21 protein-coding genes and 1 tRNA gene are annotated in these 25,428 nt (G+C 57.7%); 14 read left to right on the top strand and 8 right to left on the bottom strand.

From position 1 onward, the window contains the following. Positions 1–75: 75 nt before the first annotated feature. From K3757_RS07440 to pdxH, 5 genes are all read right to left on the bottom strand, one after another. A complete protein-coding gene (locus K3757_RS07440; protein ID WP_260000668.1) occupies positions 76–3,723 on the bottom strand; it encodes a vitamin B12-dependent ribonucleotide reductase in 3,648 nt (1,215 codons plus the stop codon). A 726-nt stretch (positions 3,724–4,449) separates the two neighbouring features. Further along, positions 4,450–4,526: transfer RNA gene (locus K3757_RS07435), tRNA-Pro, on the bottom strand. A 75-nt stretch (positions 4,527–4,601) separates the two neighbouring features. Further along, positions 4,602–5,105 (bottom strand): DUF192 domain-containing protein, encoded by a 504-nt coding sequence (locus tag K3757_RS07430; protein ID WP_260000666.1) that lies wholly within the window; start codon positions 5,103–5,105, stop codon positions 4,602–4,604. Beyond that, positions 5,060–5,614 carry a cold-shock protein gene (locus K3757_RS07425; RefSeq protein WP_260000664.1) on the bottom strand — a complete coding sequence of 185 codons (555 nt, stop codon included), beginning with the start codon at positions 5,612–5,614 and terminating at the stop codon, positions 5,060–5,062. Before K3757_RS07425 ends, K3757_RS07430 begins: the two co-directional genes overlap by 46 nt. Positions 5,615–5,701: 87 nt before the next feature. After that, positions 5,702–6,307, bottom strand: a complete 606-nt coding sequence (gene pdxH / locus K3757_RS07420; protein ID WP_260000662.1) for a pyridoxamine 5'-phosphate oxidase — start codon at positions 6,305–6,307, stop codon at positions 5,702–5,704. Positions 6,308–6,537: 230 nt separating this feature from the next. Between pdxH and fabI the strand changes: the two genes are divergently transcribed. The 6 genes from fabI (at position 6,538) to trpE (ending at position 13,162) form a co-directional block, all read left to right on the top strand. Next, the gene (gene fabI, locus K3757_RS07415; RefSeq protein WP_260000659.1) at positions 6,538–7,344 is read left to right on the top strand and encodes an enoyl-ACP reductase FabI; all 807 of its coding nucleotides are present in this window, start codon (positions 6,538–6,540) and stop codon (positions 7,342–7,344) included. Between the two features lie 24 nt (positions 7,345–7,368). After that, on the top strand, positions 7,369–7,971 hold the full coding sequence (locus K3757_RS07410) for a LysE family translocator (protein WP_260000657.1): 603 nt from the start codon (positions 7,369–7,371) through the stop codon (positions 7,969–7,971). Positions 7,972–7,976: 5 nt separating this feature from the next. Next, the gene (gene gpt, locus K3757_RS07405; RefSeq protein ID WP_260000655.1) at positions 7,977–8,498 is read left to right on the top strand and encodes a xanthine phosphoribosyltransferase; all 522 of its coding nucleotides are present in this window, start codon (positions 7,977–7,979) and stop codon (positions 8,496–8,498) included. A 56-nt stretch (positions 8,499–8,554) separates the two neighbouring features. Beyond that, entirely contained in the window at positions 8,555–9,739 is a 1,185-nt protein-coding gene (locus tag K3757_RS07400; protein WP_260000653.1) for an aminotransferase, read from the top strand. Positions 9,740–9,804: 65 nt separating this feature from the next. After that, the gene (locus tag K3757_RS07395) at positions 9,805–11,649 is read left to right on the top strand and encodes a peptidyl-prolyl cis-trans isomerase (protein ID WP_260000651.1); all 1,845 of its coding nucleotides are present in this window, start codon (positions 9,805–9,807) and stop codon (positions 11,647–11,649) included. Position 11,650: 1 nt separating this feature from the next. After that, positions 11,651–13,162, top strand: coding sequence for an anthranilate synthase component I (gene trpE, locus K3757_RS07390; protein WP_260000649.1), 1,512 nt, complete (start codon positions 11,651–11,653; stop codon positions 13,160–13,162). Between the two features lie 168 nt (positions 13,163–13,330). Here the strand turns inward: trpE and K3757_RS07385 are convergent, their stop codons facing one another. Together K3757_RS07385 and K3757_RS07380 are read right to left on the bottom strand one after the other, a co-directional pair. After that, positions 13,331–13,954, bottom strand: coding sequence for a TetR/AcrR family transcriptional regulator (locus K3757_RS07385; protein ID WP_260000647.1), 624 nt, complete (start codon positions 13,952–13,954; stop codon positions 13,331–13,333). A gap of 586 nt (positions 13,955–14,540) precedes the next feature. Then, positions 14,541–16,133, bottom strand: a complete 1,593-nt coding sequence (locus K3757_RS07380; protein ID WP_260000645.1) for a polysaccharide deacteylase family 2 protein — start codon at positions 16,131–16,133, stop codon at positions 14,541–14,543. A gap of 181 nt (positions 16,134–16,314) precedes the next feature. On the opposite strand from K3757_RS07380, the gene K3757_RS07375 reads away from it, so the two are divergent. From K3757_RS07375 to lexA, 7 genes are all read left to right on the top strand, one after another. Beyond that, entirely contained in the window at positions 16,315–16,896 is a 582-nt protein-coding gene (locus tag K3757_RS07375) for an aminodeoxychorismate/anthranilate synthase component II (protein ID WP_260000642.1), read from the top strand. Next, positions 16,893–17,912, top strand: a complete 1,020-nt coding sequence (gene trpD, locus K3757_RS07370; RefSeq protein ID WP_260000640.1) for an anthranilate phosphoribosyltransferase — start codon at positions 16,893–16,895, stop codon at positions 17,910–17,912. The genes K3757_RS07375 and trpD overlap by 4 nt, the downstream gene beginning before the upstream one ends. Continuing rightward, a complete protein-coding gene (locus K3757_RS07365) occupies positions 17,912–18,574 on the top strand; it encodes a uracil-DNA glycosylase (protein WP_260000638.1) in 663 nt (220 codons plus the stop codon). Before trpD ends, K3757_RS07365 begins: the two co-directional genes overlap by 1 nt. Continuing rightward, positions 18,571–19,383, top strand: coding sequence for an indole-3-glycerol phosphate synthase TrpC (gene trpC / locus K3757_RS07360; RefSeq protein ID WP_260000636.1), 813 nt, complete (start codon positions 18,571–18,573; stop codon positions 19,381–19,383). Before K3757_RS07365 ends, trpC begins: the two co-directional genes overlap by 4 nt. Further along, positions 19,383–19,856 carry a cyclic pyranopterin monophosphate synthase MoaC gene (gene moaC / locus K3757_RS07355; protein ID WP_260000634.1) on the top strand — a complete coding sequence of 158 codons (474 nt, stop codon included), beginning with the start codon at positions 19,383–19,385 and terminating at the stop codon, positions 19,854–19,856. The genes trpC and moaC overlap by 1 nt, the downstream gene beginning before the upstream one ends. After that, a complete protein-coding gene (glp, locus tag K3757_RS07350) occupies positions 19,853–21,025 on the top strand; it encodes a gephyrin-like molybdotransferase Glp (RefSeq protein ID WP_260000632.1) in 1,173 nt (390 codons plus the stop codon). The genes moaC and glp overlap by 4 nt, the downstream gene beginning before the upstream one ends. Before the next feature lie 66 nt (positions 21,026–21,091). Further along, complete coding sequence (gene lexA, locus K3757_RS07345) at positions 21,092–21,784, top strand: transcriptional repressor LexA (protein WP_260000629.1); 693 nt, start codon at positions 21,092–21,094, stop codon at positions 21,782–21,784. Between the two features lie 6 nt (positions 21,785–21,790). Here lexA and K3757_RS07340 read toward each other — a convergent pair whose 3' ends face one another. Next, complete coding sequence (locus K3757_RS07340) at positions 21,791–23,842, bottom strand: ComEC/Rec2 family competence protein (protein ID WP_260000627.1); 2,052 nt, start codon at positions 23,840–23,842, stop codon at positions 21,791–21,793. A 128-nt stretch (positions 23,843–23,970) separates the two neighbouring features. Between K3757_RS07340 and gltX the strand changes: the two genes are divergently transcribed. After that, on the top strand, positions 23,971–25,371 hold the full coding sequence (gltX, locus tag K3757_RS07335) for a glutamate--tRNA ligase (RefSeq protein ID WP_260000625.1): 1,401 nt from the start codon (positions 23,971–23,973) through the stop codon (positions 25,369–25,371). Positions 25,372–25,428 lie beyond the last annotated feature (57 nt).

Below are 25,428 nucleotides of genomic sequence, written 5' to 3'. Positions count from 1 at the left end.
TGCGGCTTGGCCAGCGTCAGGGGCAAGCGCACCTGCCCCTTGTCTCGTTGTCTGTTTGGCGGGAACGCCCCGCGCTTAGCTACAGCCTGAGGTTCCCCCGCAGGTGTTGCACTTCATGCAGGTGCCGTTGCGCACCAATGTGTAGTTACCACATTCCCCACAGGCTTCGCCCTCATACCCTTGCATCTTGGCTTTGACGCGGGCGTCCATGGACACTGTTGTGGACGAGATCGCAGTTGTGCTTGCTACGGCCGTGGCAACGCCACCGTCGCCTTCCGGCACCAAAGTAGAGATCGCCTGCACTGCCGCCGACTGGCCACCCTGAAACACTGTCAGGTTTTGCGGTACGCGGTTACGCAGGTAGCCCGGAGACGTGATCTGACGCAGTACTTCCAGCGACTTCGCGGCTGCGTTTTCGCTCACTGCAGAGATATTTGCCTCATTCTCTTCCTCGCCACGGCCTAGCGTATCGAACGTGGCCCCTTGAGGTTGCACATGCGCAAGGTCTGTCCGGTCAAGATAGCTGACCGCCAGTTCGCGGAAGATATAGTCAAGGATTGAGGTTGCCGATTTGATGCTATCGTTGCCCTGAACCATACCAGCTGGCTCGAATTTGGTGAAGGTGAAGGCATCGACAAACTCTTCGAGCGGCACGCCATATTGCAGACCAACCGACACCGCGATGGCGAAGTTGTTCATCATTGCCCGGAAACCGGCACCCTCTTTGTGCATGTCGATAAAGATTTCGCCCAGAGAGCCGTCTTCATATTCACCCGTGCGCAGATACACTTTGTGCCCGCCGACATTGGCCTTCTGGGTATAACCCTTGCGCCGCTGTGGCATCTTTTCACGGTGCGATTTGATGATCTCTTTGACGATCACCTTTTCCACGATTTTCTCGGCCAGAACGGTGGCTTTTTCATGCATGGACCCGATTTCAAGGATCTCTGCTGCCTCGTCATCATCTTCTACAAGCGATGCGGCCAGAGGCTGGCTTAGCTTTGAGCCGTCGCGGTAAAGCGCATTGGCCTTGATGCCCAGCGACCATGAAAGTTCATACGCCTTCTGGCAGTCCTCGATCGTTGCATCATTGGGCATGTTGATCGTCTTTGAGATCGCACCCGAGATAAACGACTGGGCCGCTGCCATCATGTAGATGTGGCTGTTTACCGACAGGTAACGCTTGCCTTTCTTGCCGCAAGGGTTCGCGCAATCGAAGATGGCGTAATGCTCTTGCTTCAGGTGCGGCGCCCCTTCTAGCGTCATCGTCCCGCAGACATGGTCGTTCGCGGCATCGACGTCTTTCTTGGAGAAGCCAAGTGACTTCAGCAGATCAAACGTGGGATCGTTCAGTTTCTCGGTGGGGATACCAAGCACCTGAGTGCAGAACTCTTCGCCCAGCGTCCATTGGTTGAACACAAAGCGAATGTCAAAGGCAGAGGCAAGCGCGCCATCCACTTTGGCCAGCTCATTGGGGCCGAAACCGTGTCCCATCAGCGTCGTGTGGTTGATGCCCGGCGCATTGCCGATGGTGCCGTGGCCAACAGCGTAGCCGACGATCTCTTCGATCTGGGCAGAGCCATAGCCAAGCTTTTCAAGGGCAGCCGGAACCGACTGGTTGATGATCTTGAAGTAGCCGCCACCGGCCAGTTTCTTGAACTTCACCAAGGCGAAGTCAGGCTCGATCCCTGTGGTGTCGCAATCCATGACCAGACCGATGGTGCCCGTCGGCGCGATGACAGACGTCTGCGCATTGCGGTAGCCGTGCTTTTCGCCCAGCTTCAGCGCTTCGTCCCATGTGGACATGGCCACATCGACCAATCCCGCCTGCGGGCAGTTGCCGTGATCCAGCGGCAGCGGCTTAATCGCCAGTTTTTCGTAGCCAGTGCTTTCACCGTAGGCCGCGTTGCGGTGGTTACGGATGACGCGCAGCATGTGCTTGCTGTTTTTACCATAGCCCGGGAAGGCACCCAACTCGCCAGCCATTTCGGCGGATGTGGCATAGGCAACGCCTGTCATGATCGCAGTCAGCGCACCGCACAGCGCGCGACCTTCGTCACTGTCATAGGAATACCCCATGTTCATCAGCAGACCGCCGATGTTCGCATACCCCAGACCCAGCGTGCGGAAATCATAGGAACGCTGAGCGATCTCCTTGGACGGGAACTGCGCCATCATCACAGAGATTTCCAGCGTCACAGTCCACAAACGCGACGCGTGCATATAGTCTTCGACTTGAAACTCGCCATCTTTCAGGAAAGTCAGCAGGTTCATCGAGGCAAGGTTACAAGCCGTGTCATCAAGGAACATGTATTCCGAGCACGGGTTGGAACCACGGATCGCGCCATCTTCGGGGCACGTGTGCCAATCATTGACGGTATCGTGGTACTGGATGCCTGGATCGGCACAGGCCCAAGCTGCATGGCCAACCTGATCCCACAAATCCCGTGCGCGGATCGTCTTGGCGACCTTACCGCTCACCCGGTCGATCAGTTCCCAATCACCATCAGCCTCAACCGCCTTCAGAAAGGCATCGGTAACGCGGATGGAGTTGTTGGAGTTCTGGCCGGAAACGGAGTTGTAGGCTTCGCTATCCCAATCGGTATCATAGGTAGGGAACTCGATACTTGTGTGGCCCTGCTTGGCATAGTCCAACACTCGCTTGACGTATGTTTCTGGAATAGCGACCTTTTTGGCCGCGCGGACCGCGTCCTTCAGTTGCTCATTCTTGGCTGGATCATAGGCGTCGGCCTCAAGCCCGTCCCAGCCCGCGATCGCTTTGAAGATCAGGTTGAGCTTTTGCTCGTGCATTTTGGAGCCCGCCACGATGGAGGCAACCTTCTGCTCTTCGAGCACCTTCCAGTTGATGAAATCTTCAATATCGGGGTGATCGGCGTCGACGATGACCATCTTGGCCGCACGGCGCGTGGTGCCACCCGATTTGATCGCTCCAGCAGCGCGGTCACCGATTTTCAGGAAACCCATCAAACCAGAGGATTTGCCGCCACCTGACAGTTTCTCCCCCGCACCACGCAAGGAAGAGAAGTTGGTGCCGGTGCCGGAGCCATATTTGAACAGACGCGCTTCACGCACCCACAGGTCCATGATGCCGCCGTCACCGACCAGATCGTCGGCTACAGATTGAATGAAACATGCATGCGGCTGCGGGTGCTCATAAGAAGAAGTGGAGCGTGTCAATTTGCCGGATTTGTGATCCACATAATAGTGACCCTGCGCAGGGCCGTCGATGCCGTAAGCCCAGTGCAGACCGGTATTAAACCACTGCGGGGAATTCGGCGCGGCGCGCTGAGATGCCAGCATGTGGCGCATTTCGTCATAGTAGGTGCGCGCGTCTTCTTCGGTTGTGAAATAGCCGCCTTTCCAGCCCCAATAGGCCCAAGCGCCCGCCAGACGATCAAACACTTGCTTTGACGACGTCTCACCACCCATTTCGGTGCCTTCAACAGGAACGGAGCGCCACAGGAACTCAGGAACACCCTTTTCCTTCACCCGCTTTGATTCGGCTGGCACGCCCGCTTTACGGAAATATTTTTGCGCGATGACATCGGATGCAACCTGGCTCCAGGATTTCGGCACTTCGACGTTGTCGAGATGGAATACAATCGACCCGTCCGGATTGCGAATTTCAGACACCGTGTGGATGAAATCCAGATCCGCGTATGCGTCTTGTCCTTGAGTGGTAAATTTCCGTTCAATCTTCATCGCGCTGCCCCATTTTCCAGCGTTACCATTTCCAGACGTGCACATCGCCCGCCCACCTCATTGCTGCACTGCAAAGCAAAGCGGCAGCCTTCGAAAGCGTCGAAAACGCCCGAAGCGACCAAATAAACCGTCATGTGAGACCGTTTGCCTGTACTTTGCTGCGCGGCGGCCCGTCGTAGCGTTTAACCACTACATATTGTGGCGACGCCGTCAGCCCGCACAAACTGGCGTATCTACCCGCCTTCGGTCAACGGTTTTATTAGCCAGAATTTCACATTTTCACGGTTGACGCATTCTGCGTCCACTTCTGCGATCATGGTCACGCGATCAACTTAAGAGGCTCAGCAAAAAGGTTAATTTTTGAGACCGCTAAAAAATGCTTTAAAACAGCACGACTAACCAAAAATGGGCCCGAAGACTGCATTCAGATCCCGGCTCATGCCGCCCTTCGCAAACATCAGAGATTCGTGTGCACTTTTTTTGCGCCCCAGAATGACAAATCTGTTTTACGGGCGATTCTGGTAACATTTTTGGCACAGCGATCTTACCAGTGGTTGCGGAAATGATCCGGCGATCGACCTCGGAGCACTACATGTAGGGAGCAACGCCACCAATTAGCTAAATCTCGGGCCGATGCGATTCTTATCGGAATCACCGGACCCTTAAAACACTTGTGGCCCCTTCGCTATTCACGAAGGAGCCACATGAGTTCTAAGTCTTTTAGAATGGTCGGGGCGAGATGATTCGAACATCCGACCCCCTGTACCCAAAACAGGTGCGCTACCAGGCTGCGCCACGCCCCGACTGACGCTTCTTTAGCGAAGCCGATCAGGATTGAAAAGGCATAATTCGCCCCTTGGTGCGATCTATTTTAATTGTTAGCAATTCCAAGGCTCGGCGGCGCTGATAAACGCCGGATGACGCAGCACATCGCCGACCTTAATCCCAAGCCGCCGTGCCAGCCCTCCATTGATTTCCAGAACCCCCGTCAGCAGATCAGGACCGCCGGATATGGGCGTTTCGTCCAACGGCTGCGCGCGGTCATGAATATGCCGGATCACACCAGAGCCATCCAGAAACAGCATATCAAGCTCGATGAGGGTGTTGCGCATCCAGAAGCTCATGAGCTGCGGACGCTGATAAACGAACAGCATACCACTGCTCAGCGGCAATTCGTCCACATTCATCAGGCCGCGTGCGCGGTTGGCCTCATCTGCGGCGACCTCGACATTAAACGAAGCCGTGCCAAAGCCACCTGTGATGGTCACACGGTCCGTGGGACACGGCGGCAGTGGCGTTTTGGCGGCGACCGCCCCTGCCCCTGCAAAAAGCAGCGTTATTCCGGCGATGAACTGTCTTCTGTTGTGATCACTGTTTCCCACGCGCGTACCTCTGCTGCCATGCGGCCACGTTTGCCGCTTATCACACGCATTGCAATCGCTTCTCCGGGGGCAAGATCGGACAATCCCGACTGGCGCAACACATCTATATGTACAAAGACATCTTCGCTGCTGCCAAAGACATTTGCGAAACCGAATCCCTTCGCCTTGTCGAACCACTTGATCCGAGCCGCCACCAGCGGGCTACGTGCAATCGCTTCGTAATCCAGCTCGGCAATGTCAGGCAGATTGGGCGCAAGCCCCTTGGGAGGCGCGATAGAGACGACTGTAACGGCCTGCACACCACGATCTGTCTTGTGCGCGACCAGTTCGATCCGTGCCCCGTCCGCGACCGAGCTTTGGCCAAAGTTGCGCAGCACATTGACATGCAACAATATATCGTCGCCGCCCCCGTCCGCCAGAACGAAGCCAAACCCTTTTACAGGATCAAACCATTTGACCGTGCCAACGACGGTTTCCGGTGGCGTGTTTTGATCGTCCGTCTGTGTCATAGCAACAATACCGTTTTTCAATTCATTCTTCGGTGCGGAATACTCAAATACTTAACTACTCAAAACCAAGCGACTTTACTGGCGTAATTATGGATTCAGTCTCGTTATTTCCCATTTCGCGTCAACAGTCGCGCGGCGCCACTGAAACCTGTTGTGCAGACGCGCATCGCCATCTGCCCAAAATTCCAGCTCAAGCGGCACCAGCCGGAAACCACCCCAATAAGGCGGCCGTGCCGGATCATCTCCGTGCTTTTCGGTCGCTTCTTGCAAGGCGCGCTCCAGCGCGTCGCGGCTTTCCAGCGGTTGCGACTGGTTTGAGGCCCAAGCCCCCAGACGGCTTTTAAGCGACCGTGATGCGTAATACGCATCTGCTTTTTCACCATCTTCGCGGGTGATCAGACCACGCGCGCGCACCTGACGGCGCAGCGATTTCCAATGGATGACAAAGGCAGCTTTGCCAGCGAAATCAAGTTCGTGCGCCTTTGCGCTGCCGTAGTTCGTGTAGAATACAAACGCACCGTCCTCGATGTCTTTCAGCAAGACGACACGCGCGTTCGGCATCCCGCTGGCATCCACCGTGCTAAGCGACATGGCGTTGGCATCGTTAAGCTCTTCTTTGGTTGCTTCAGCAAGCCAGTCACGCGTGATAGCAAAAGGGTCATCGCCCGCAAAAATTCCATCACGATCTGTCACAGGCTCATCCTTTCCGCAAAGAGAGAGACAAAACCGTCTCTCTACATCATTATTGTGTAATTCTAACTTTAGCTGCCTGCAGTCATGCCGCACCACCATAGTCTTCTACCACAATTCTATCATCGTGATCTGCTGTGCAACCTAAATCGCGATAAGACGCGCCCTCACTTGATGGTCCCTTGGCAATGGCGTAGACCGATACGAACAGATTTTGAACGGAGAACACGCGCATGTCGAACAACCTTATGGCAGGCAAGCGGGGGCTGATCATGGGATTGGCCAACGACAAATCAATCGCTTGGGGCATTGCCAAGCAATTGGCCGATGCCGGTGCCCAGCTTGCTTTCTCCTATCAAGGGGATGCGCTGAAAAAGCGGGTTGATCCGCTGGCCGCCCAGTTGGGTTCGGACATCGTCCTGCCGTGTGACGTGGGCGACGAAGCCTCCATTGATGCGCTCTTTGAAGGTCTCGCCGAAAAATGGGATTCACTGGACTTTATTGTGCATGCCATCGGCTTTTCCGACAAGAACGAGCTGCGCGGGCGCTACGTCGATACCAGCCGCGCAAATTTCGCCCTGTCCATGGATATCTCTGTCTACTCTTTCACAGCCGTTGTTCAACGCGCCGAAAAGATGATGAAGAACGGCGGCTCCTGCCTGACGCTCACCTATTATGGTGCAGAAAAAGTCATGCCACATTATAACGTCATGGGCGTGGCAAAAGCCGCCCTTGAAGCCTCCGTGCAATATCTGGCCGAAGATCTGGGCAAGGACGGCATCCGCGTGAACGCCATTTCCGCCGGTCCGATCAAAACACTTGCTGCCTCCGGCATTGGTGATTTCCGCTACATTATGAAGTGGAACGAGTATAACTCGCCCCTGCGCCGCAATGTCACCATCGAAGAGGTCGGCAAATCTGCCCTGTATCTGCTGTCGGATCTTGGGTCTGGCACCACAGGCGAGAACCTGCATGTCGACGCAGGCTACCACGTGGTTGGCATGAAGGCGGTTGATGCGCCCGACATGGCCAAGGGCTAACAATTTCGCAAAGGGCCGTCTGCGATGACACTGGACCATCTCCTTGCCTTTAATGCCGTGCTGGTCATTTCGATCCTCAGTCCCGGTGCGGCTTTTCTGATGGCCGTGCGCAGTTCTGTTTCCAACGGGCGGCGCGCGGGCATCGCAACAGGTTTTGGACTGGGTGTGATGGCCAGCCTTTGGACGCTGGCCGCCCTACTTGGGATGGACGCGATCTTTGCCTTGTTTCCGTGGGCCTTTGCGGTGCTCAAAGTTGGCGGCGCGGTCTACCTGATCTATCTGGCAATCAAGACATGGCGCGGCGCGGCCACCCCATTGTGCGACGCGCCAAAAGCGCAAGGCCGCGCTTTCATTGATGGCTTTCTGGTTAATCTGGGCAATCCAAAGTCTGTTCTTTTTGCCGCCGCGGTGCTGGTCGTTGTGTTTCCGCCCGACCTTGCGGGGAGCGAGATTGCCTTCATCACGCTCAATCACCTGACTTTGGAAATCCTGTTCTATACGGCATGCGCCTTCATCCTAACTGCGCCTGTCGCTCGCGCCCGCTTTTTGCGGGCGAAAACCGTTATTGACCGCACTGCTGCCCTACTCTTGGGCGGCTTGGGCCTGAAACTTCTGCTGCAAAGGTAATTCCCATGTCAGATACCCGTCTCCCTCATGAAAAGGGCTTTCACATCAGCTGGGACCAGATCCACCGCGACAGCCGCGCGCTGGCTTGGCGGTTGGACGGCAAAGGTCCCGATGACGGGGCATGGCGTGCTGTCGTCGCGATCACCCGTGGTGGCATGGCCCCCGCGATGATCGTCGCACGGGAGCTGGACATTCGTACCGTCGATACAATTTCCGTGGTATCCTACCACTCCGGCGGCGGCAAAGCGGATGAGCGCCGCGAGGCGCGCGTTCTGAAATCCCCGGACACAGAGATGATGGGCGATGGCACCGGCATTCTGATCGTTGACGACCTTGTAGACAGCGGCAAGACGCTTGAACTGGTGCGCAGCCTCTACCCTAATGCCCATTTTGCCACGGTTTATGCAAAACCCGCAGGGGAACCAATGGTGGATACTTTCATCACCGGTGTTTCCCAAGACACGTGGATTTTCTTCCCGTGGGACATGGCTCTGCAATATGTCGAACCGTATCGCGGCAAAGACTGACAATCCTCTCTATTCCTTACACCCGATCCGGCTTCCTCCAACCTTTGGACATACCAATGACGCTCCCCCGTACAGCCACCACATTCCCCCCCCCCGTTATGGAGGCCCGCCGCTGGCTTGAGGGCGTTGATTTCACAGCTGAGCGTCCGCTGATTAACGTGAGTCAGGCCGCACCGGTCGAACCACCGCATCCTGACATGCGCCGCGCCATGGCCGATGCTGTGCTAAATGATGATTCCGTGCACCTTTATGGGCCGGTTCTGGGCCTGCCGGAGATAAGAACCGAGCTGGCAGCGCGCACGTCCAAAATCTATGATGGCACGGTTGACGCGTCTCAGGTTGCCATGACCTCGGGCTGCAACGAAGCCTTTGCTGCTGCGATCTCGGCGCTATGTGCCGAAGGCGACGAAGTGATCGTGCCGGTTCCGTGGTACTTTAACCATAAGATGTGGCTGGATATGGCGGGCGCGAAGGCCGTGCCGCTGGTCTGTGAGGGCGATATGATGCCCGACCCGTGGGATGCGGCCAAGCTGATCACCCCGCGCACGCGCGCAATTGTGTTGGTGACACCGAACAATCCCACTGGTGCTGAATACCCCGATGATCTGGTAACCGCCTTTTATGACATCGCCAAATCCCGCGGCATCGCGCTGATTGTGGATGAAACCTACCGCGATTTTCACGCAAGCACGGGCCTGCCCCATAGCCTGTTCAAACGCGATGATTGGGACCAGACACTGATCCACCTCTATTCTTTCTCCAAAGCTTATCGCCTGACGGGCCATCGCCTTGGCGCAATTATAGCGTCAAGCGAACGGCTGGCCGAGATCGAGAAATTCCTTGATACCGTTACCATCTGCCCCAGTCAGGTCGGCCAACATGCAGCACTATGGGGGATGCAGAACCTTGACCAATGGCTTTCGGGCGAACGGGATGAAATTCTGACCCGCCGCGCAGCCATAACCGAGCATATGCCGAAGCTGGCGGCCAAAGGATGGAAGCTGTTGGGGCTGGGCGGCTATTTCGCGTATATGCAGCACCCCTTCGCGCACGCCAGCGCCGAACTTGCGCCGCTAATGGTGCGCGAGGCCGGGGTTTTGTGCCTGCCGGGAACAATGTTCTATCCCGAAAATAATAGCGCAGGCGATAAAGAGTTGCGCATCGCTTTTGCCAATCTGGATGCCGCCGGCATCGCGGCACTGTTCGAACGGCTAGAGACTCTTGATCTGCCGCTAAGATAGCAGCCTCTTGCCCCTCTGGGGCCAAGCCCTTAGACAGTCCCAAACAGCTTTTGGGGGCACCTGTCATGGCCAAGAAATCAAGCGTCGGCAAAACCGCAATGTGGATCCTTATGGCTCTGCTCTTTTTGGGTTTGGGCGGCTTCGGCGCGGTGAACCTTAGCGGCAACATCCGCACAATCGGATCGGTGGGTGACAAGCCTATCGCGGTAGACACCTATGCGCGTCAGGTCCAGCAAGAGCTTAATGCGATCAGCCGCCAGACAGGTAGCAACATGAGCTTTGCTCAGGCCCAGCAATTGGGTCTGGACCGTGCAGTCCTGCAACGCCTGCTGCGCGACCGCGCCCTGGACCACGAAACCACGCTGATGGGTTTGTCGATTGGCGATGAAGTTCTGCGCGAGCGCATTCTTGAAATTCCGGCGTTTCAAGGCGTTGACGGCTCTTTTGACCGTGAAGGCTATGCGCAATCGCTGCGTTCTGCCGGCCTGAACGAAGCCGACTTCGAAACCAGCCTGCGCGAAGAAACCGCACGCCAGCTGCTACAAGGCGCGATCCTTAGCGGCGTTGAAATGCCCGCCGCCTATGCGGAAACGCTTGTCAGCTACATCAGTGAAAAGCGTGATTTCACGTGGGTCCTGCTAGATGAAACATCCCTTGAGACACCACTGGAAGAGCCGGACGCCGAAACGCTCAGGGCCTATTTCGATGCAAACGCCGAAAGCTTCGTGCTGCCTGCGACGAAAAAGATCACTTACGCATGGCTCAACCCGACCGATATCATCGACGAGGTAGAACTGCCTGAGGCTGACCTGCGCGCAGAATACGAATCTCGCGCTGAGCAGTACATCCAGCCCGAGCGGCGCTTGGTCGAGCGGTTGGTCTTTGCCGATCAGGAAACAGCAGATCAGGCTGCGGCAGCGCTTGAAGTGGGCGGAACAACTTTCGAAGCACTGGTTGAGGAGCGCGATCTGCAGTTGTCCGACGTGGACATGGGCGACGTAGATCTGGCCGACCTTGGCGCAGCCGGTGAAGCCGTGTTTGCGGCAGAGGTTGGAACCGTCGCAGGCCCCGCCCCCACGGGCCTTGGCCCTGCCCTGTTCCGCGTGAACGCAGTCCTGCCCGCGCAGAACATCAGCTTTGAACAGGCCGAGCCGGAACTGCGCGATGCGCTGGCAGCTGACCGTGCGGTTCGCATTGTCGAAGCTCAGGCCGAAGATTTCGACGATCGTCTCGCTGGTGGTGCCACGCTCGAAGAACTGGCAGAGCAGACAGATATGGTTCTCGGGCAGATCGACTGGACCGTTGACAGCAGCGATGATCTTGCTGCCTACGAAGGCTTCCGCGAAGCGGCCGCGACCGTGGCCGAGGGCGACTTTCCGAAGATCGACCAACTCGGTGATGGCGGCATCTTTGCGCTGCGCCTGGATGAGGCACTGCCTGAGCGTCCAGCAACCTTTGAAGACGCGACAGAAGAAGTCGCAGAGCGGTGGCGTGCAGACGCAATCGTGCAACAGTTGCGCGCAATCGCCGATACCGCCAAGACCGAAGCAGAGGCTGGCGCCACATGGCCCGAGCAGGGTTTGACACAGCGTGAAGAGAAAACGCAAACGCGCAATGCCTTCCTGCCAGCAACCCCCGCAGGTTTCACAGCCGAAGTGTTCGAAATGGCTGTCGGAGAAATCCGGATTATGGAAGGCAGCGATACCGTTGTTCTGGTCCGGTTGGATGCGATCACGCCTGCCGACAAAGACAACACTGAGGCCCAAGCGCTAGTTGCAACTCTGCGCGAGCAGCAAAACGAAGCTTTGGCGCGTGGTTTGTTCGACATCTTCTCCGAAGATACCCTTCTGCGTGCAGGCCAGAATATTGATCCACGCGCTGTAAATGCCGTGAATGTGAGTTTCCAGTAAGATGTCCCTGACACCCGATTTTGAAAGCTTCGCGGCCCGCTACGCAGCGGGTCACCATCAGGTGGTCTACACCCGTCTGGCCGCCGATCTGGACACGCCGGTTTCCCTGATGCTCAAACTGGGCGGCGCGGCGGAAAACGCATTTATGCTGGAATCCGTGACCGGCGGAGAGGTGCGCGGACGCTACTCGATCATCGGGATGAAGCCTGATCTGATCTGGCGTTGCCGGGGGACCTCCTCCGAGGTGAACCGCTCGGCGCGGTATGATCCTGACGCATACACGCAAATCACGGGCAACCCGTTAGACGCCCTGCGCGGTCTTATCGCCGAAAGCAAAATCGACCTTCCTGATGATCTGCCACAAGCAGCTGCGGGTCTTTTCGGCTATCTGGGGTATGACATGATCCGTCTGGTGGAACGTCTGCCCGATATCAATCCAGACCCTCTTGGCCTGCCGGATGCCGTCATGCTGCGTCCATCGGTGATTGCCGTGCTGGACGGTGTGAAAGGCGAGGTCACTGTAGTGTCCCCCGCATGGGTGACCAAAGGCCAAAGCGCGCGCGCAGCCTATGCACAAGCGGCAGAGCGTGTCATGGACGCTGTGCGCGATCTGGAACGCAGCCCTGCGGGTACTTCCCGCGATCTAGGCGATGCTGCCCCTACGACCGAACCTGTCAGCAACTTCACCAAGGATGCCTACAAAGAGGCGGTGCTCAAGGCGCAGGAATACATCAAGGCCGGTGATATCTTTCAGGTCGTGCCTTCCCAACGCTGGGCGCAGGAATTCCATCAGCCGCCTTTTGCGCTGTACCGGTCGCTGCGCCGCACCAACCCGTCGCCGTTCATGTTCTATTTCAACTTCGGCGGCTTCCATGTCGTCGGTGCAAGCCCTGAAATTCTGGTGCGCGTGTTCGGGCAGGAAATTACCATCCGTCCCATCGCAGGCACCCGTCCGCGCGGCAAAACGCCCGAAGAAGACCGCGCACTTGAGGCCGATCTTATGGCCGACAAGAAGGAGCTGGCGGAGCATCTGATGCTGTTCGATCTGGGCCGCAATGATGTGGGCCGCGTCGCCAAGATCGGCACAGTGCGCCCCACCGAAGAATTCATCGTGGAGCGCTATTCACACGTCATGCACATCGTCTCAAATGTGGTGGGCGAATTGCGCGACGATTGTGATGCTTTGGATGCGTTCTTTGCCGGCATGCCCGCAGGCACTGTCTCCGGTGCGCCCAAGGTCCGTGCGATGGAGATCATCGACGAACTAGAGCCGGAAAAGCGCGGCGTCTATGGCGGCGGTGTCGGTTATTTCAGTGCGGGTGGCGACATGGACATGTGTATCGCGCTGCGCACCGCAGTTGTGAAAGACCAGACGCTGTATATTCAGGCTGGTGGCGGCGTTGTCTATGACAGCGACCCCGAGGCGGAATACATGGAGACCGTGCATAAATCAGGTGCCATCCGTCGCGCTGCCGAAGACGCATCGCGCTTTGATGGCACTGGCAACAACTAGATGTCCGAGTTTTACTAACGCTCGAAGGTCGAAAAGAACCCTTAGCAGGATTCCGTCCTTTGATTAAATCGGTTACCCAGGCCTGGATATTGCTGTTGCCCCCCTCTGATCAAACAGCCCTTCGCGGTTCTACAACAGGAAGCGAAAGTACATTGCCTTGAAGCTCTTTCAGGGCTTCAAGGCACGCATCCCCGCGCACACAAACGCGATCAGGTCACTGAATGAAAATTCGACACCGGCATCATCCGGGTCGCATCTCGACAACATGGGAATTCGGAAGGCGTGATCAATCGCGAACATCCCCGTCGGTAACGCATAAAGATAGGCTTTGGCGGCACTCAAACGATCAAATCCCTCATCGGTCGCCAAAATGGCGTCGATAAAGGCATCTGCCATTTCATTATAGGCCTTCATGATCGCGCGCTTCGCATCATCGCTCGCGCCTGCACCCGTTGCGGCGATGAACTGTGTAAATGCACGTTCGTCCGTCGACGCGTTATCATGAGGCAGGTTGTAGGGCTTGAAAATCACCCCTGCCACGGTTTCGAGCGTTGCGGGAACCTCAGCCTCCATCACTTTGGCCAGTTCTTTCAGACGCGATGTGATTGTCACCGTTGATCCCCGCGCGATGACCGCTTCCATCAGCTTCATTTTGGTGTCGAAATGATAGTTGATCGTTGCCTGCGCAACACCGGCCGTCTTTGCAATTTCGCGCAAGCCTACGCCATCGTAGCCCTTCTTTGTAAAGGCAACGAGGGCAGCGTCCAGAATTGCATCATATCTAGATGTCATGGTCGGGGTAACCGCTCTTGGGGTCTTGGTTGAATGATACCTGCTACATCAAGCGGCGCATTCAAACAAGGATAGGAAGCAGCAACAATTTATTCGCAACAGCTTGGCGAGCTGAGCACATCAAGCCTGAGCACAAGATCTAATGCTCGGTCAGACCAGTAGCAGGGCTTCCAACCATGCACGCGATCTTGAGCTAAGCTCTGCCCGCACGATCGAAACCATCAAATTACTGTTCAACTGATCATTCCCATTGCTGATCGAGTGATTAGGATATAGAAAACTAATCGATCGACCAGTTTTTGTGGTGTTCCGCGATTGCGAGGCCCACACATTAGAATTGGCCTGATCCAGCGTTGGAACGTCACAAGATTTTAGAACGAATACATTTAAACAGACGATATATGACGCCTTTGCCTGCGCGGCGCCCCATAGGTAAGACAATTTCAGTCTCGACCTTGGACCCAGGAAACGAAAGCTGGACTGCTCAGGCCTAACTGCTTGGTGTTTTATCAACGGAAAACGCGGTCTCGGGCGTAGCCCCGAAAGGACCACCGCAATTCGTCAAACTTCGACAGAAAAGCCGGGACTACTGCGCCAAAAGGACAGCGGACACCGGCGCCAAGGCCACCGAATTTGCGCGCTCCGCCAAACCCCAGACCAGCAACGCCTCGATCGTTTCGGGGCGCAGACGGCCCAGCATGATCACGCCGCCTTCCTGCCCGGCCTTGAACGCGGCTTGATCCAGAAAGCGGCGGATGACGCGGGGCTGCTGGCCCTCTGCATCGAAATCACGGAAGACAGGCGCGGCGGGTACCCCTTCCTTGATGGCCAGCTTTGGCATCGAATTCAGACCACGGCTTTGTGTAACCAGTCCGTGACCGCTGGCTTGCAAGATGCGGGTGACCTGATCGGCCACTTCACGACTGCTTTGCAGCCCCTCGCCCGTACCTTCCAGCACGCCAACAATTTCCGGCATCCCGTTGAGCGCCACGCTCAATGAAACCTCTGCATCCGAAGGCCGTGCGCCTTGGGGCAGGTTTACCATCGCCAGCACATCAAAGCCTTCGGCGCGGTAACGCTCGACCCGCTTGGCGGCATCAAGCAGGGTCACATCAACAGCAAAACTGACCGGATAAGGAAAGCTCGACAGCGCCGGCAGCCCGATTTCAGCGGCATCCAGATCGGCGCCTGTGTCCATCAAGACAATACCCATCAACGGCTTGCCTTCGGGGTTGTCGAAAGGCTGTGCATAGCGTCGGATCGGTGGCGCCTCGGAAGGGTCAACTGACGCAGTCTCGGTCAGGGTTTCAACGTCGTCGCTTTGTCCGTCGCGGGTAATCAGACTATTTGCCGGTGTCCCGACGCCTGGCAACACCGGCGTGCCCAAAGACGCGGATTGCCCTACCGGCGCAGGCAAGATCCTTGGTTTTGGAGCAGCTTGTGTCGCTGGCTCGGGCACGGGTTCAATGGTCTGGGGCTGTAGTGGCGCTAGGGTTTCTGGCGGCACCACTGCGACAACGACCTCCTCGGCAGGGTCTTCAGCCTGTGGCTCCAAAGGGGCTGGTTCGGTCACAATGCCCTGTACGACCACATCCGCATCGGCACTGTCATCGGGGATCATCGGCGCCAACGCTTGGGGGTTGGGCAGAACCGGGGATTCGTCATCAGCCTGTACGCTCACAGTTGGAGGAACTGGAAGCGGTTCGGACAAGTTGGCCGCGCTGCCGGTTTGTGGCTGAGGTAGCGTTTGCGGAACCTGTAGTGTTGTGTCCGTTTCGCTGCTTTCTTGCAGCGGCAAGGGCCGCGGCTGAACGGCGACAGCGGCGCTTTCAGACGTCGGTGGCGTAACCTGCGTGGCTTCGAGCGGCTGTTCGGAAACCGCCTCATCCAGCTGTGTTGCCATTTGCGGTGGCTTGGCTGCAGCAACGGGTTCGTTCGGCGATTCTTCGCTGGCAGGTTCGCGCAGGCTCGTCTGTGGCTGCAAAGGCGCGCTACCGGTATCGCCGGTGATCGTTACGCGCGGCTGCACGATAGAAGTTTCGGGGACGGCGACGGGTTCTGCCGTTCCAAGCTGCGGTGCGGGCCGGGGTTCAATCGGGACGACCAACGACACCACGCCTGCCACACCCAAACTGAAGGCAGCGCCCAATACAATACCGCTCAAAATGCCCTGTGCCATAACTACTGCACCCTTGTCCTGTTACTCCGTATCTCAGACATTCCGGATATTATGCTCCGGTTAATGCAAGATGCGGCGGCCCTGCCCCTTGACGATTGCGCCCAAGACTGACCATTTACTCAATGTACCTATACCCCGTCTCTATCCGCCTTCTCTAGTCCTAATACGAAGTTTCCCCAAGATGCTCCTGTTGATCGATAACTATGACAGCTTCACCTACAATCTGGTGCACTATCTAGGTGCGCTTGGCGCACAGATGGAGATACGGCGAAACGACACACTCAGTGTGAAGGACGCGCTTGAGATGCGCCCGTCAGGCATCGTTCTGAGCCCGGGTCCCTGCGATCCCGCGCAGGCGGGCATTTGCCTTGAGCTGACCAAAGCCGCCGCACGGGAACACATCCCGCTGCTGGGCGTCTGTCTGGGACATCAAACCATCGGCGAAGCCTTTGGCGGCCGTGTTGTACGTGCAGACGAGATTGTGCACGGTAAACTTGGGGTGATGCATCATACCAACAAGGGACTGTTTGCAGGCCTTCCCAATCCCTTTGCGGCAACGCGCTATCATTCGCTTATCGTGGAGCGTGCCAGCCTGCCCGATTGCCTCGAAGTCACGGCGGAGCTGGACGATGGCACCATCATGGGTCTGCAACACCGAGAGCTGCCCATCCACGGCGTTCAGTTCCACCCTGAATCCATCCGATCCGAGCATGGCCACGCGCTGCTGGAAAACTTCCTCAAGGAGGTCAAACAACCCGCATGAGCGAACGTCTCAAACCCCTTATTGATGCCGCGGCCAACGGCCCGCTGACCCGCAAACAGGCCGAAGAAGCCTTTGAGATTCTCTTTACCGGCGAGGCCACACCCAGCCAGATTGGCGGATTTCTTATGGCGCTGCGCACCCGTGGCGAAACCGTGGACGAATTTACCGCGGCTTCTGCTGTCATGCGCGCGAAATGCAACGCCGTTCACGCGCCAAAGGGCGCAATGGATATTGTCGGCACCGGGGGTGATGGCAAAGGCACGCTGAACATCTCTACCGCGACCGCATTTGTCGTGGCCGGTGCGGGCGTGGTTGTCGCCAAACACGGGAACCGCAACCTCAGCTCGAAATCCGGCGCGGCGGATGCGCTGGGTCAAATGGGCCTAAAAACCATGGTTGGACCGAAGATTGTGGAAAAAGCTCTCAATGAGGCCGGGATCGGCTTTATGATGGCGCCGATGCACCATCCTGCTATCGCGCATGTTATGCCGACCCGCTCCGAGCTTGGCACGCGGACAATCTTCAACATACTTGGCCCTCTGACCAATCCTGCAAGCGTCAAACGCCAGCTCACCGGAACCTATGACCGCGCGCTCACGCGCCCTATGGCCGAAACGCTCAGGCTGTTGGGGTCCGAGACAGCATGGCTGGTCCACGGATCCGACGGCACGGACGAGCTGACGATAACCGGCGTAAGCTGGGTCAGCGCACTGCGCACAGACGGCGCGATCGACGACATCGAAATCCACCCCGAAGACGCAGGCCTGCCGGTCCATCCCTTCGAAAGCATCGTAGGCGGCACACCGGAGGAAAACGCTGTGGCGTTCAACGCACTTCTCGATGGAACGCAATCGGCATACCGGGATGCAGTTCTGCTGAATTCTGCCGCAGCGCTGCTGATCGCAGATGCTGCGCCGGATTTGCGCACGGGCGTCGAAATGGCCCGCACCAGCATCGACTCAGGTGCCGCGCGCGACAAGATCACCGCCGTGGCCCGCATCACGCAAGCAGGCTGATGTTTGAACTGGGCCGTCTCGGTGCTTGGGCAGAGTTGCCGTTCTTCACCAAAGAGCTGCCTGCCATCGAAGCCATTTTGCGCACCGAGACTCGCGAAATTCTGCCGCCGCCACCCCTTGTTTTCAACGCGCTTGAGCGCGTGCAGCCTAAAGACGTGCGGGTCGTCATCCTTGGTCAGGACCCTTACCACACCCCCGGCAAAGCGCACGGCCTTGCCTTTTCTATCACCGCGGATTTTGGCGGGCGGCTGGATAGCCTTGGCAATATATTCAAGGAATTGCAGACCGATCTGAACATCACCCGCACCAGAACCGAACTAAATGACTGGGCCGATCAAGGGGTCTTGCTACTCAACACCATCCTGACAGTGCCGCAAGGCATCGCCAAGGGCCATGCAAAGCTGGGCTGGCAAAGCCTGACAGAGCAGGTATTCGCAAGGTTGGCCAATCAGCCCTGTGCCTATCTTCTATGGGGCGCACCAGCCCACAAAGCCGCCAGAAACGTCGATTCAGTCACGAATTTCAAACTTGAAACTGCTCACCCTTCCCCGCTGTCTGCACATCGGGGATTCTTTGGCTCCCAGCCCTTCAGCCGCAGCAATGCATGGTTGCGCAGCCACGGGCATGGGTCCATAAACTGGGGCGATCCGGAGGCCATATGACACAAACAATCCTAGACAAAATCAAAGCTTACAAGCTTGAAGAAATTGCCGCCGACAAGGCAGCAATGCCATTGGCCGACGTAGAGGCGAGAGCCGCGAGCGCACCGCCTGTGCGCCCCTTTGCCGAGGCGCTGTTCGACGCATCCATCGAGAACTACGGCCTGATCGCAGAGATCAAGAAAGCCAGCCCTTCCAAAGGTCTTATTCGTGCAGATTTCGACCCTGCCGCACTGGCTAAAGCCTATGAAGACGGTGGCGCGACCTGTCTGTCGGTACTGACCGACACGCCCAGCTTTCAAGGCGCGAAAGAGTTTCTTGTTCAGGCCCGCGAAGCCTGCGACTTGCCGATCCTGCGCAAGGATTTCATGTACGACACCTATCAGGTTGCCGAGGCACGCAGCTTGGGCGCGGATTGCATCCTGATCATCATGGCTTCGGTTTCCAACGCCCAAGCCGCAGAGCTGGAAGATGCGGCGACCCACTACGGGATGGACGCCCTGATCGAGACCCATAACGCCGAAGAGCTTGAACGCGCGCTCACTCTGAAATCCCGCATGATCGGGATCAACAACCGCAACCTCAACACATTCGAGACTTCGTTGGACACAACGCGCACGCTATCAAAACTTATCCCCGGAGAGCGGATGATTGTGTGCGAAAGCGGGCTGAATACGCCTGCTGATCTGGCGGATATGGCCCGCTACGGCGCGCGCACCTTCCTGATTGGAGAAAGCTTGATGCGGCAAGACGATGTGGCCGCAGCCACACGCCGCCTGTTGGCTGATCCGCTGCGTGCGGGGGGCATGTAATGGCTCTTACTCATTTTGATGGCGACGGCCATGCCCATATGGTCGATGTGTCCGACAAAGCCGTAACTGCACGTATTGCAACGGCTGAAAACTACATCACGATGAAGCCGGAAACCTTTGATATCATTACCGAAGGACGTGCCAAGAAGGGTGATGTTCTGGGTGTAGCAAGGCTTGCCGGCATTATGGCCGCCAAAAAGACATCTGACCTGATTCCCCTGTGCCACCCGCTGCCGATCACCTCTGTCTCGGTTGACTTGGTGCCCGACGCTGAATTGCCTGGCATCCGCATCACCGCAACCGTGAAAACCACCGGCCAAACGGGGGTAGAGATGGAAGCTCTGACTGCTGCTTCTGTCGCAGCGCTTACCGTCTATGACATGAGCAAAGCAGTGGATAAGGGCATGGAAATCAGCGGCCTGCGCGTGACCTTGAAAGACGGCGGCAAATCGGGCCGTCATGAAGCCACATGATCAGCGTCCGCGAGGCGCTGGATAACCTTTTTGCGCTGACGCCGGTGATGCCTGTCGAACATGTCGCCCTGCGTCATGCGAACGGTCGTGTGCTGGCTCGCGAAGTATTGGCACAGCGCACCCAACCGCCTTTTGCCGCCTCCTCTATGGATGGCTACGCCCTGCGCCGCGCCGAAGTTGAACCGGATGCGATGTTCAAAGTGGTGGGCGAAGCTGCTGCGGGTCACCGGTACGACGGAACGTTGCATGCCGGACAGGCCGTGCGCATCTTCACCGGTGCTCCGGTACCCGACGGCGCGGATTTTGTTGTTATCCAAGAAGACGTCACGCGCCGCGGCAATCTGATTACGCTGGGACATTCCGTCGGAGAAAAAGACAACATCCGTCCCGCTGGCGGGGACTTTTGCGAAGGTGCGCCACTAGATGCTCCACGTCGTCTGTGCCCCGCCGATATTGCGCTACTGGCTTCGATGAACATCGCGCATGTTCCGGTCTATGCCAAACCTGTTGTTGCCATTCTTGCCACCGGCGACGAACTGGTCCAACCGGGAGAAACACCGGGACCCAACCAGATCATTGCCTCAAACACCTACGGCCTTGCCGCACTGCTGGAAAATCTCGGTGCCGCTGTTCGCATGATGCCAATCGCCCGCGATAATGCCGCCTCGCTCAAACGCAGCTTCGAGCTGGCCCGCGACGCTGATCTAATCATCACCATTGGCGGCGCCTCTGTGGGGGACCATGATCTGGTTGCTCCGGTCGCCGCGGAGCTTGGGATGCAGCAATCGTTTTACAAGGTTGCCATGCGGCCGGGCAAACCGCTGATGGCAGGGCGCATGCAAGATTCCGTAATGGTCGGGCTGCCGGGTAACCCTGTTTCTGCCATGGTTTGCGGCAGTATCTTCGTGGCCCCGATGATCCGCGCCATGCTTGGTCTGGGGCAAAAGCCTGCACCGGAGCGTCTGATGCCGCTGGCAGCCGCCCTGCCAGCAAATGGCCCCCGAGAGCATTACATGCGCGCCGATCTGGTCAACGGTGGCGTGACAGCTGCATCACGCCAGGACAGTTCGTTGTTAAGCGTACTGGCCTCGGCAACTGCGCTTTTGGTGCGCTCTCCGAATGATCCTGAACAACCTGTCGGAACCATGGTGCGCGTCATCGATCTTTGAAAGAGTTGACACAAAACAAGAACGTCCCTAGAACAAAAAGAGATAAACAGGGGCAAGGACCGCGCAATGCTGACCAAAAAACAACTCGATCTGCTTGCTTTCATCCACAAACGTGTACAGCGTGACGGCGTTCCGCCCAGTTTTGACGAGATGAAAGAAGCGCTTGATCTGCGTTCCAAATCAGGCATCCACCGGCTTATCACTGCGCTGGAAGAACGCGGATTTATCCGCCGTCTCGCGCACCGTGCCCGTGCACTTGAAATTGTGAAACTGCCTGACAGCATGAGCGGAGCAGGCTTTACGCCGCGCGTTATCGACGGTGACCGCCCCGATGCGTCTCCTCCGCCCGCTGCCCTGCCTGTCACAACGATTGAGGCGACCGAATTGCCGGTGATGGGTAAGATTGCTGCCGGTGTCCCGATTGAAGCGATCAACCAACGATCACACGGCGTCACAGTCCCCAATGCCATGTTGGCCGGCGCGGGGGCGCATTACGCGCTAGAGGTCAAAGGCGATTCCATGATCGAGGCGGGGATCAATGACGGCGATGTCGTCGTAATCCGCGAAACCTCAACAGCTGATGACGGGGATATTGTTGTTGCTTTGGTCGATGACCATGAGGCAACGCTGAAGCGCTTCAAACGCAAGGGCAGCGCCATCGCTCTCGAAGCGGCAAACCCCATGTATGAGACACGCGTTTTCCCTGCCGATCAGGTGAAAGTGCAGGGCCGTCTTGTCGGTCTCATCCGCTCTTACTGACGCTTCCTAATCGTCTTTGCGCCGCGCGAGGTACTCTGCGCGCGGCGTCTCTTTGGGCCAGCGCGTCCAAAGCCGTTCACCTGACGCAGCGCGGGCGGTCTTCAGAGTCATTGCGCCCTGCTCCCCCAAAAAATACGCGACAGCGCCGGTATGCCGCAGGCTTTCCGGATCGTGCAGAACGCATGGCAGATTTGTTTGCTCCAACAACACTGAGCTGATGACGATTTGATCGGGCTTGCAGCCTTTGAATTCCGCAGCCGCCCGTTTTCCTGACACATGGATAAAAAGGCCGCCCTGCTGCCAGCGGCCTGCGGCGGTGGCTTGGTCCTGACCGTCGCCATCATTCTCCAACCAGTTTCGCGCCACAAAACCCGCGCCGCGCTCCTTGCTCAGGGCGCGACCATCAGAGGTCATCACGCCCACCAGCGTACCGGTATCTGATACCAACACGGCTGGCCGCTCGGCACCGGACCAGACAACAAATGACGCCACCATGGCCACCGCGCCGCCCCAGCGCAGGCGTCCGCGCCAAAGCAACAACGTGAGAAACCCCAGCGCCAAAAGCGGCAGTACCCAGCCCCCCGGCCCCACCACATATGTCCGTGCCTGAGGCAGGTCGGCGACGAAATGGGCCACGGACAGAATCCACCGTACTCCAAGGCTCATGGCCCACAAGCCCACGGCCTCTAGCCCGAATGGCGCAAGCACAACTGCAACCACCGCCGCCGGAATAACCAGCACCCCCATCAACGGGACCGATGCAAGATTAGCCAGCAGGCCATATTGCGCGATCGCATTGAAATGCGCCGCCGCTATCGGTGCAGTTGCAAATCCGGCAACCGCAGAAGAGACCACAACCGCCAGAACCGGTTGCAGCCAACGCGGACCCAGCGGGATCTGCCCGTCACGCATCCAGCCGAAAACGGCGACCAAAGCTGTGGTTGCCGCGAATGACATCTGAAACCCCGGCCCCATCAGCGCCTCGGGCCGCAGCACCAGCACAATCGTCGCCGCAATCGCAACGCCACGCAGGCTGATAGCACGCCGCCCGATCATCAACGCAAAAAGTGCCACGCCCACCATGATAAAGGCCCGCTGTGTGGCTACGTTTCCGCCCGACAGCGCCAGATAGCCTGCCGCTGCGATCAATGCACCGCCAGCAGCAATGCTGCGCGCAGGCATACGCAGCGCCACTGGTGGCACCAAGGCAAATGCCAGCCGTAAGGCTGCGAATACCACCCCTGACATCAGCCCCATATGCAGCCCGGAGATCGCCAGCAAATGCGCCAGATTGCTCGCGCGGAGGGCGTCGAGTGCGGCTTGGCTGATTGCGGAGCGGTCTCCGGTGGTGATTGCCGCCGCAAACCCTCCTACGTCGCCGCCCAGCACTGCCTGAATTCGGGCAGACGCCGCCATGCGCAACTTGAAGACACCTAGCCCGCCCTGCGGCTCTGCAACGCCCATAAGTGGCGTGCGGGCATAACCGACAGCCCCCAACCGGACAAACCAAGCATGGCGTTGGAAATCAAAACCGCCTGGTTCTACCGGTCCGGAAGGTGGCGACAGATGACCTGTTACCATAACACGTAGCCCCGGTTCGGCCGCGATGTCAGCAGACCGGTCACCGTGCAAAGACAGTCGCACCCGTTGAGGTGTGCGCGCAGGCGGCACGCGATCCAGCACCACATTATCCAGCGTCAGGCGCAAAGCATCGGACTGGCTGCGGTCAATCGCGATGATCCGCCCCTCTACGGCGCCATAATATCGAAATTCCAATACCGGTCCCGCGACAGAATGAGCCCTGCCCGCCGCCAGCAACACACCCGCGCAAACCAGCATGCCTGCCACTGCGAAAGGCTGCACCGGCTCTGGCAAAAGGCGCGCACACATGGCGCAGACCAGCCCCAAAAGAGCAACGGTCGCCAGTTGAACGAATGAAGGTTCAAACCCCAAGGAGAAATAGCCACCGATTCCGAAGGCAAGGCAGACCGGAACCCAACCGAATAACGCGCCCCGCTGGGCGCGCATCGTTTCAGCAAAGACAGATGCCGCGCCCATTGCTTGCCCCCGTTCGCTGCACTGGATAGACAGGCGGAAACTCTATGCTGCGGTTGGTTACCAAAAGGTAAATATGACCAAAGCATGAACAGCCTGACCACCGGAAAACACCCCCGAAAGGACCGCCCATGTGCTCTGAAATCGTCACCCGTTTCGCCCCTTCCCCCACGGGTTTTCTGCACATCGGCGGCGCGCGGACAGCCTTGTTCAACTGGCTGTACGCCCGCGGCCGTGGCGGAAAATTTCTGCTTCGGATCGAGGACACCGACCGCGCGCGGTATACCCCCGAAGCGACTGAGGCGATTTTGCAGGGCCTCTCTTGGTTGGGCCTTGATCATGATGGTGAAGTTGTCAGCCAGCACGAGATGGCGCCACGGCACGTTGAGGTGGCGCACGCGTTGCTTGAAAAAGGTGCCGCGTTCAAATGCTTTGCCACGCAGGAAGAGATCGAATCCTTCCGCGAGGCTGCCCGTGCCGAAGGCCGCAGCACGCTGTACCGCTCCCCTTGGCGCGATGCCGATCCGGCAAGCCATCCCGATGCGCCGTTTGTGATCCGCATCAAGGCACCAGACGGGGGCCAAACCGTCATCCGCGATCAGGTACAGGGCGATGTGACGATTGATAACGCCCAGCTTGACGACATGATCCTGCTGCGATCTGACGGGTCGCCCGTCTATATGCTGGCCGTGGTAGTAGATGACCACGACATGGGCGTTACCCACGTGATCCGTGGCGATGACCACCTTAACAACGCCGCACGCCAGATGATGATTTATCACGGCATGGGCTGGGATGTTCCCGTTTGGGCCCATATCCCCCTGATCCACGGCAGCGACGGCAAAAAGCTCAGCAAACGACACGGCGCGTTGGGCGCTCAGGAATATCAGGTGATGGGCTATCCCGCTGCGGGTATGCGCAACTACCTTGCGCGCCTTGGCTGGAGCCACGGAGATGACGAGTTCTTCAGCGATGCGCAGGCCATGGAGTGGTTTGACATCGACGGTATCCGCAAAAGTCCCGCGCAATTCGATCTCAAAAAGCTTGGAAACATCTGTGGCCAGCATATCGCGGTCGCCGATGATGCCGCGCTGCGGCATGAAATTGAGGAATATTTGAAGGCGGCCGGGAAAAATCCCCTGACACCGAAACAGGCAGAGGGTTTGGAGAAGGCAATGTATTGCCTCAAGGAGCGCGCCAAAACATTCCCCGAACTCCTTGAAAAAGGTGAATTTATCTTGACCAGCCGTCCGGTTCAGCAAGATGAGAAAGCCGCCAAGGCTTTGGATACGGTATCCCGTGGTATACTGAGAGAATTGACGCCGCAGCTGCAAGATGTTAGCTGGGAGCGTGAAACGCTTGAAGACGTATTGAACGGTTTTGCGACCGCCAAGGGTACGAAATTTGGCGCCCTCGCCGGGCCGCTGCGCGCAGCTCTGGCAGGACGTGCCGTGACCCCTTCGGTGTTTGATATGATGCTGGTGCTGGGCCGCGACGAAACTTTGGCCCGCCTAACGGACGCTGCATCCTAAGACAGTATAAATCTGTCTATAAGGATGTCAGGGATAAGAACAATAAAGGATGCGCCG

It is taken from the genome of Sulfitobacter sp. S223, assembly GCF_025143825.1.
GTDB lineage: Bacteria > Pseudomonadota > Alphaproteobacteria > Rhodobacterales > Rhodobacteraceae > Sulfitobacter.
The sequence above is the reverse complement of the archived record's forward strand: the minus strand, read 5'-3'. Positions and strand labels throughout refer to the sequence as shown.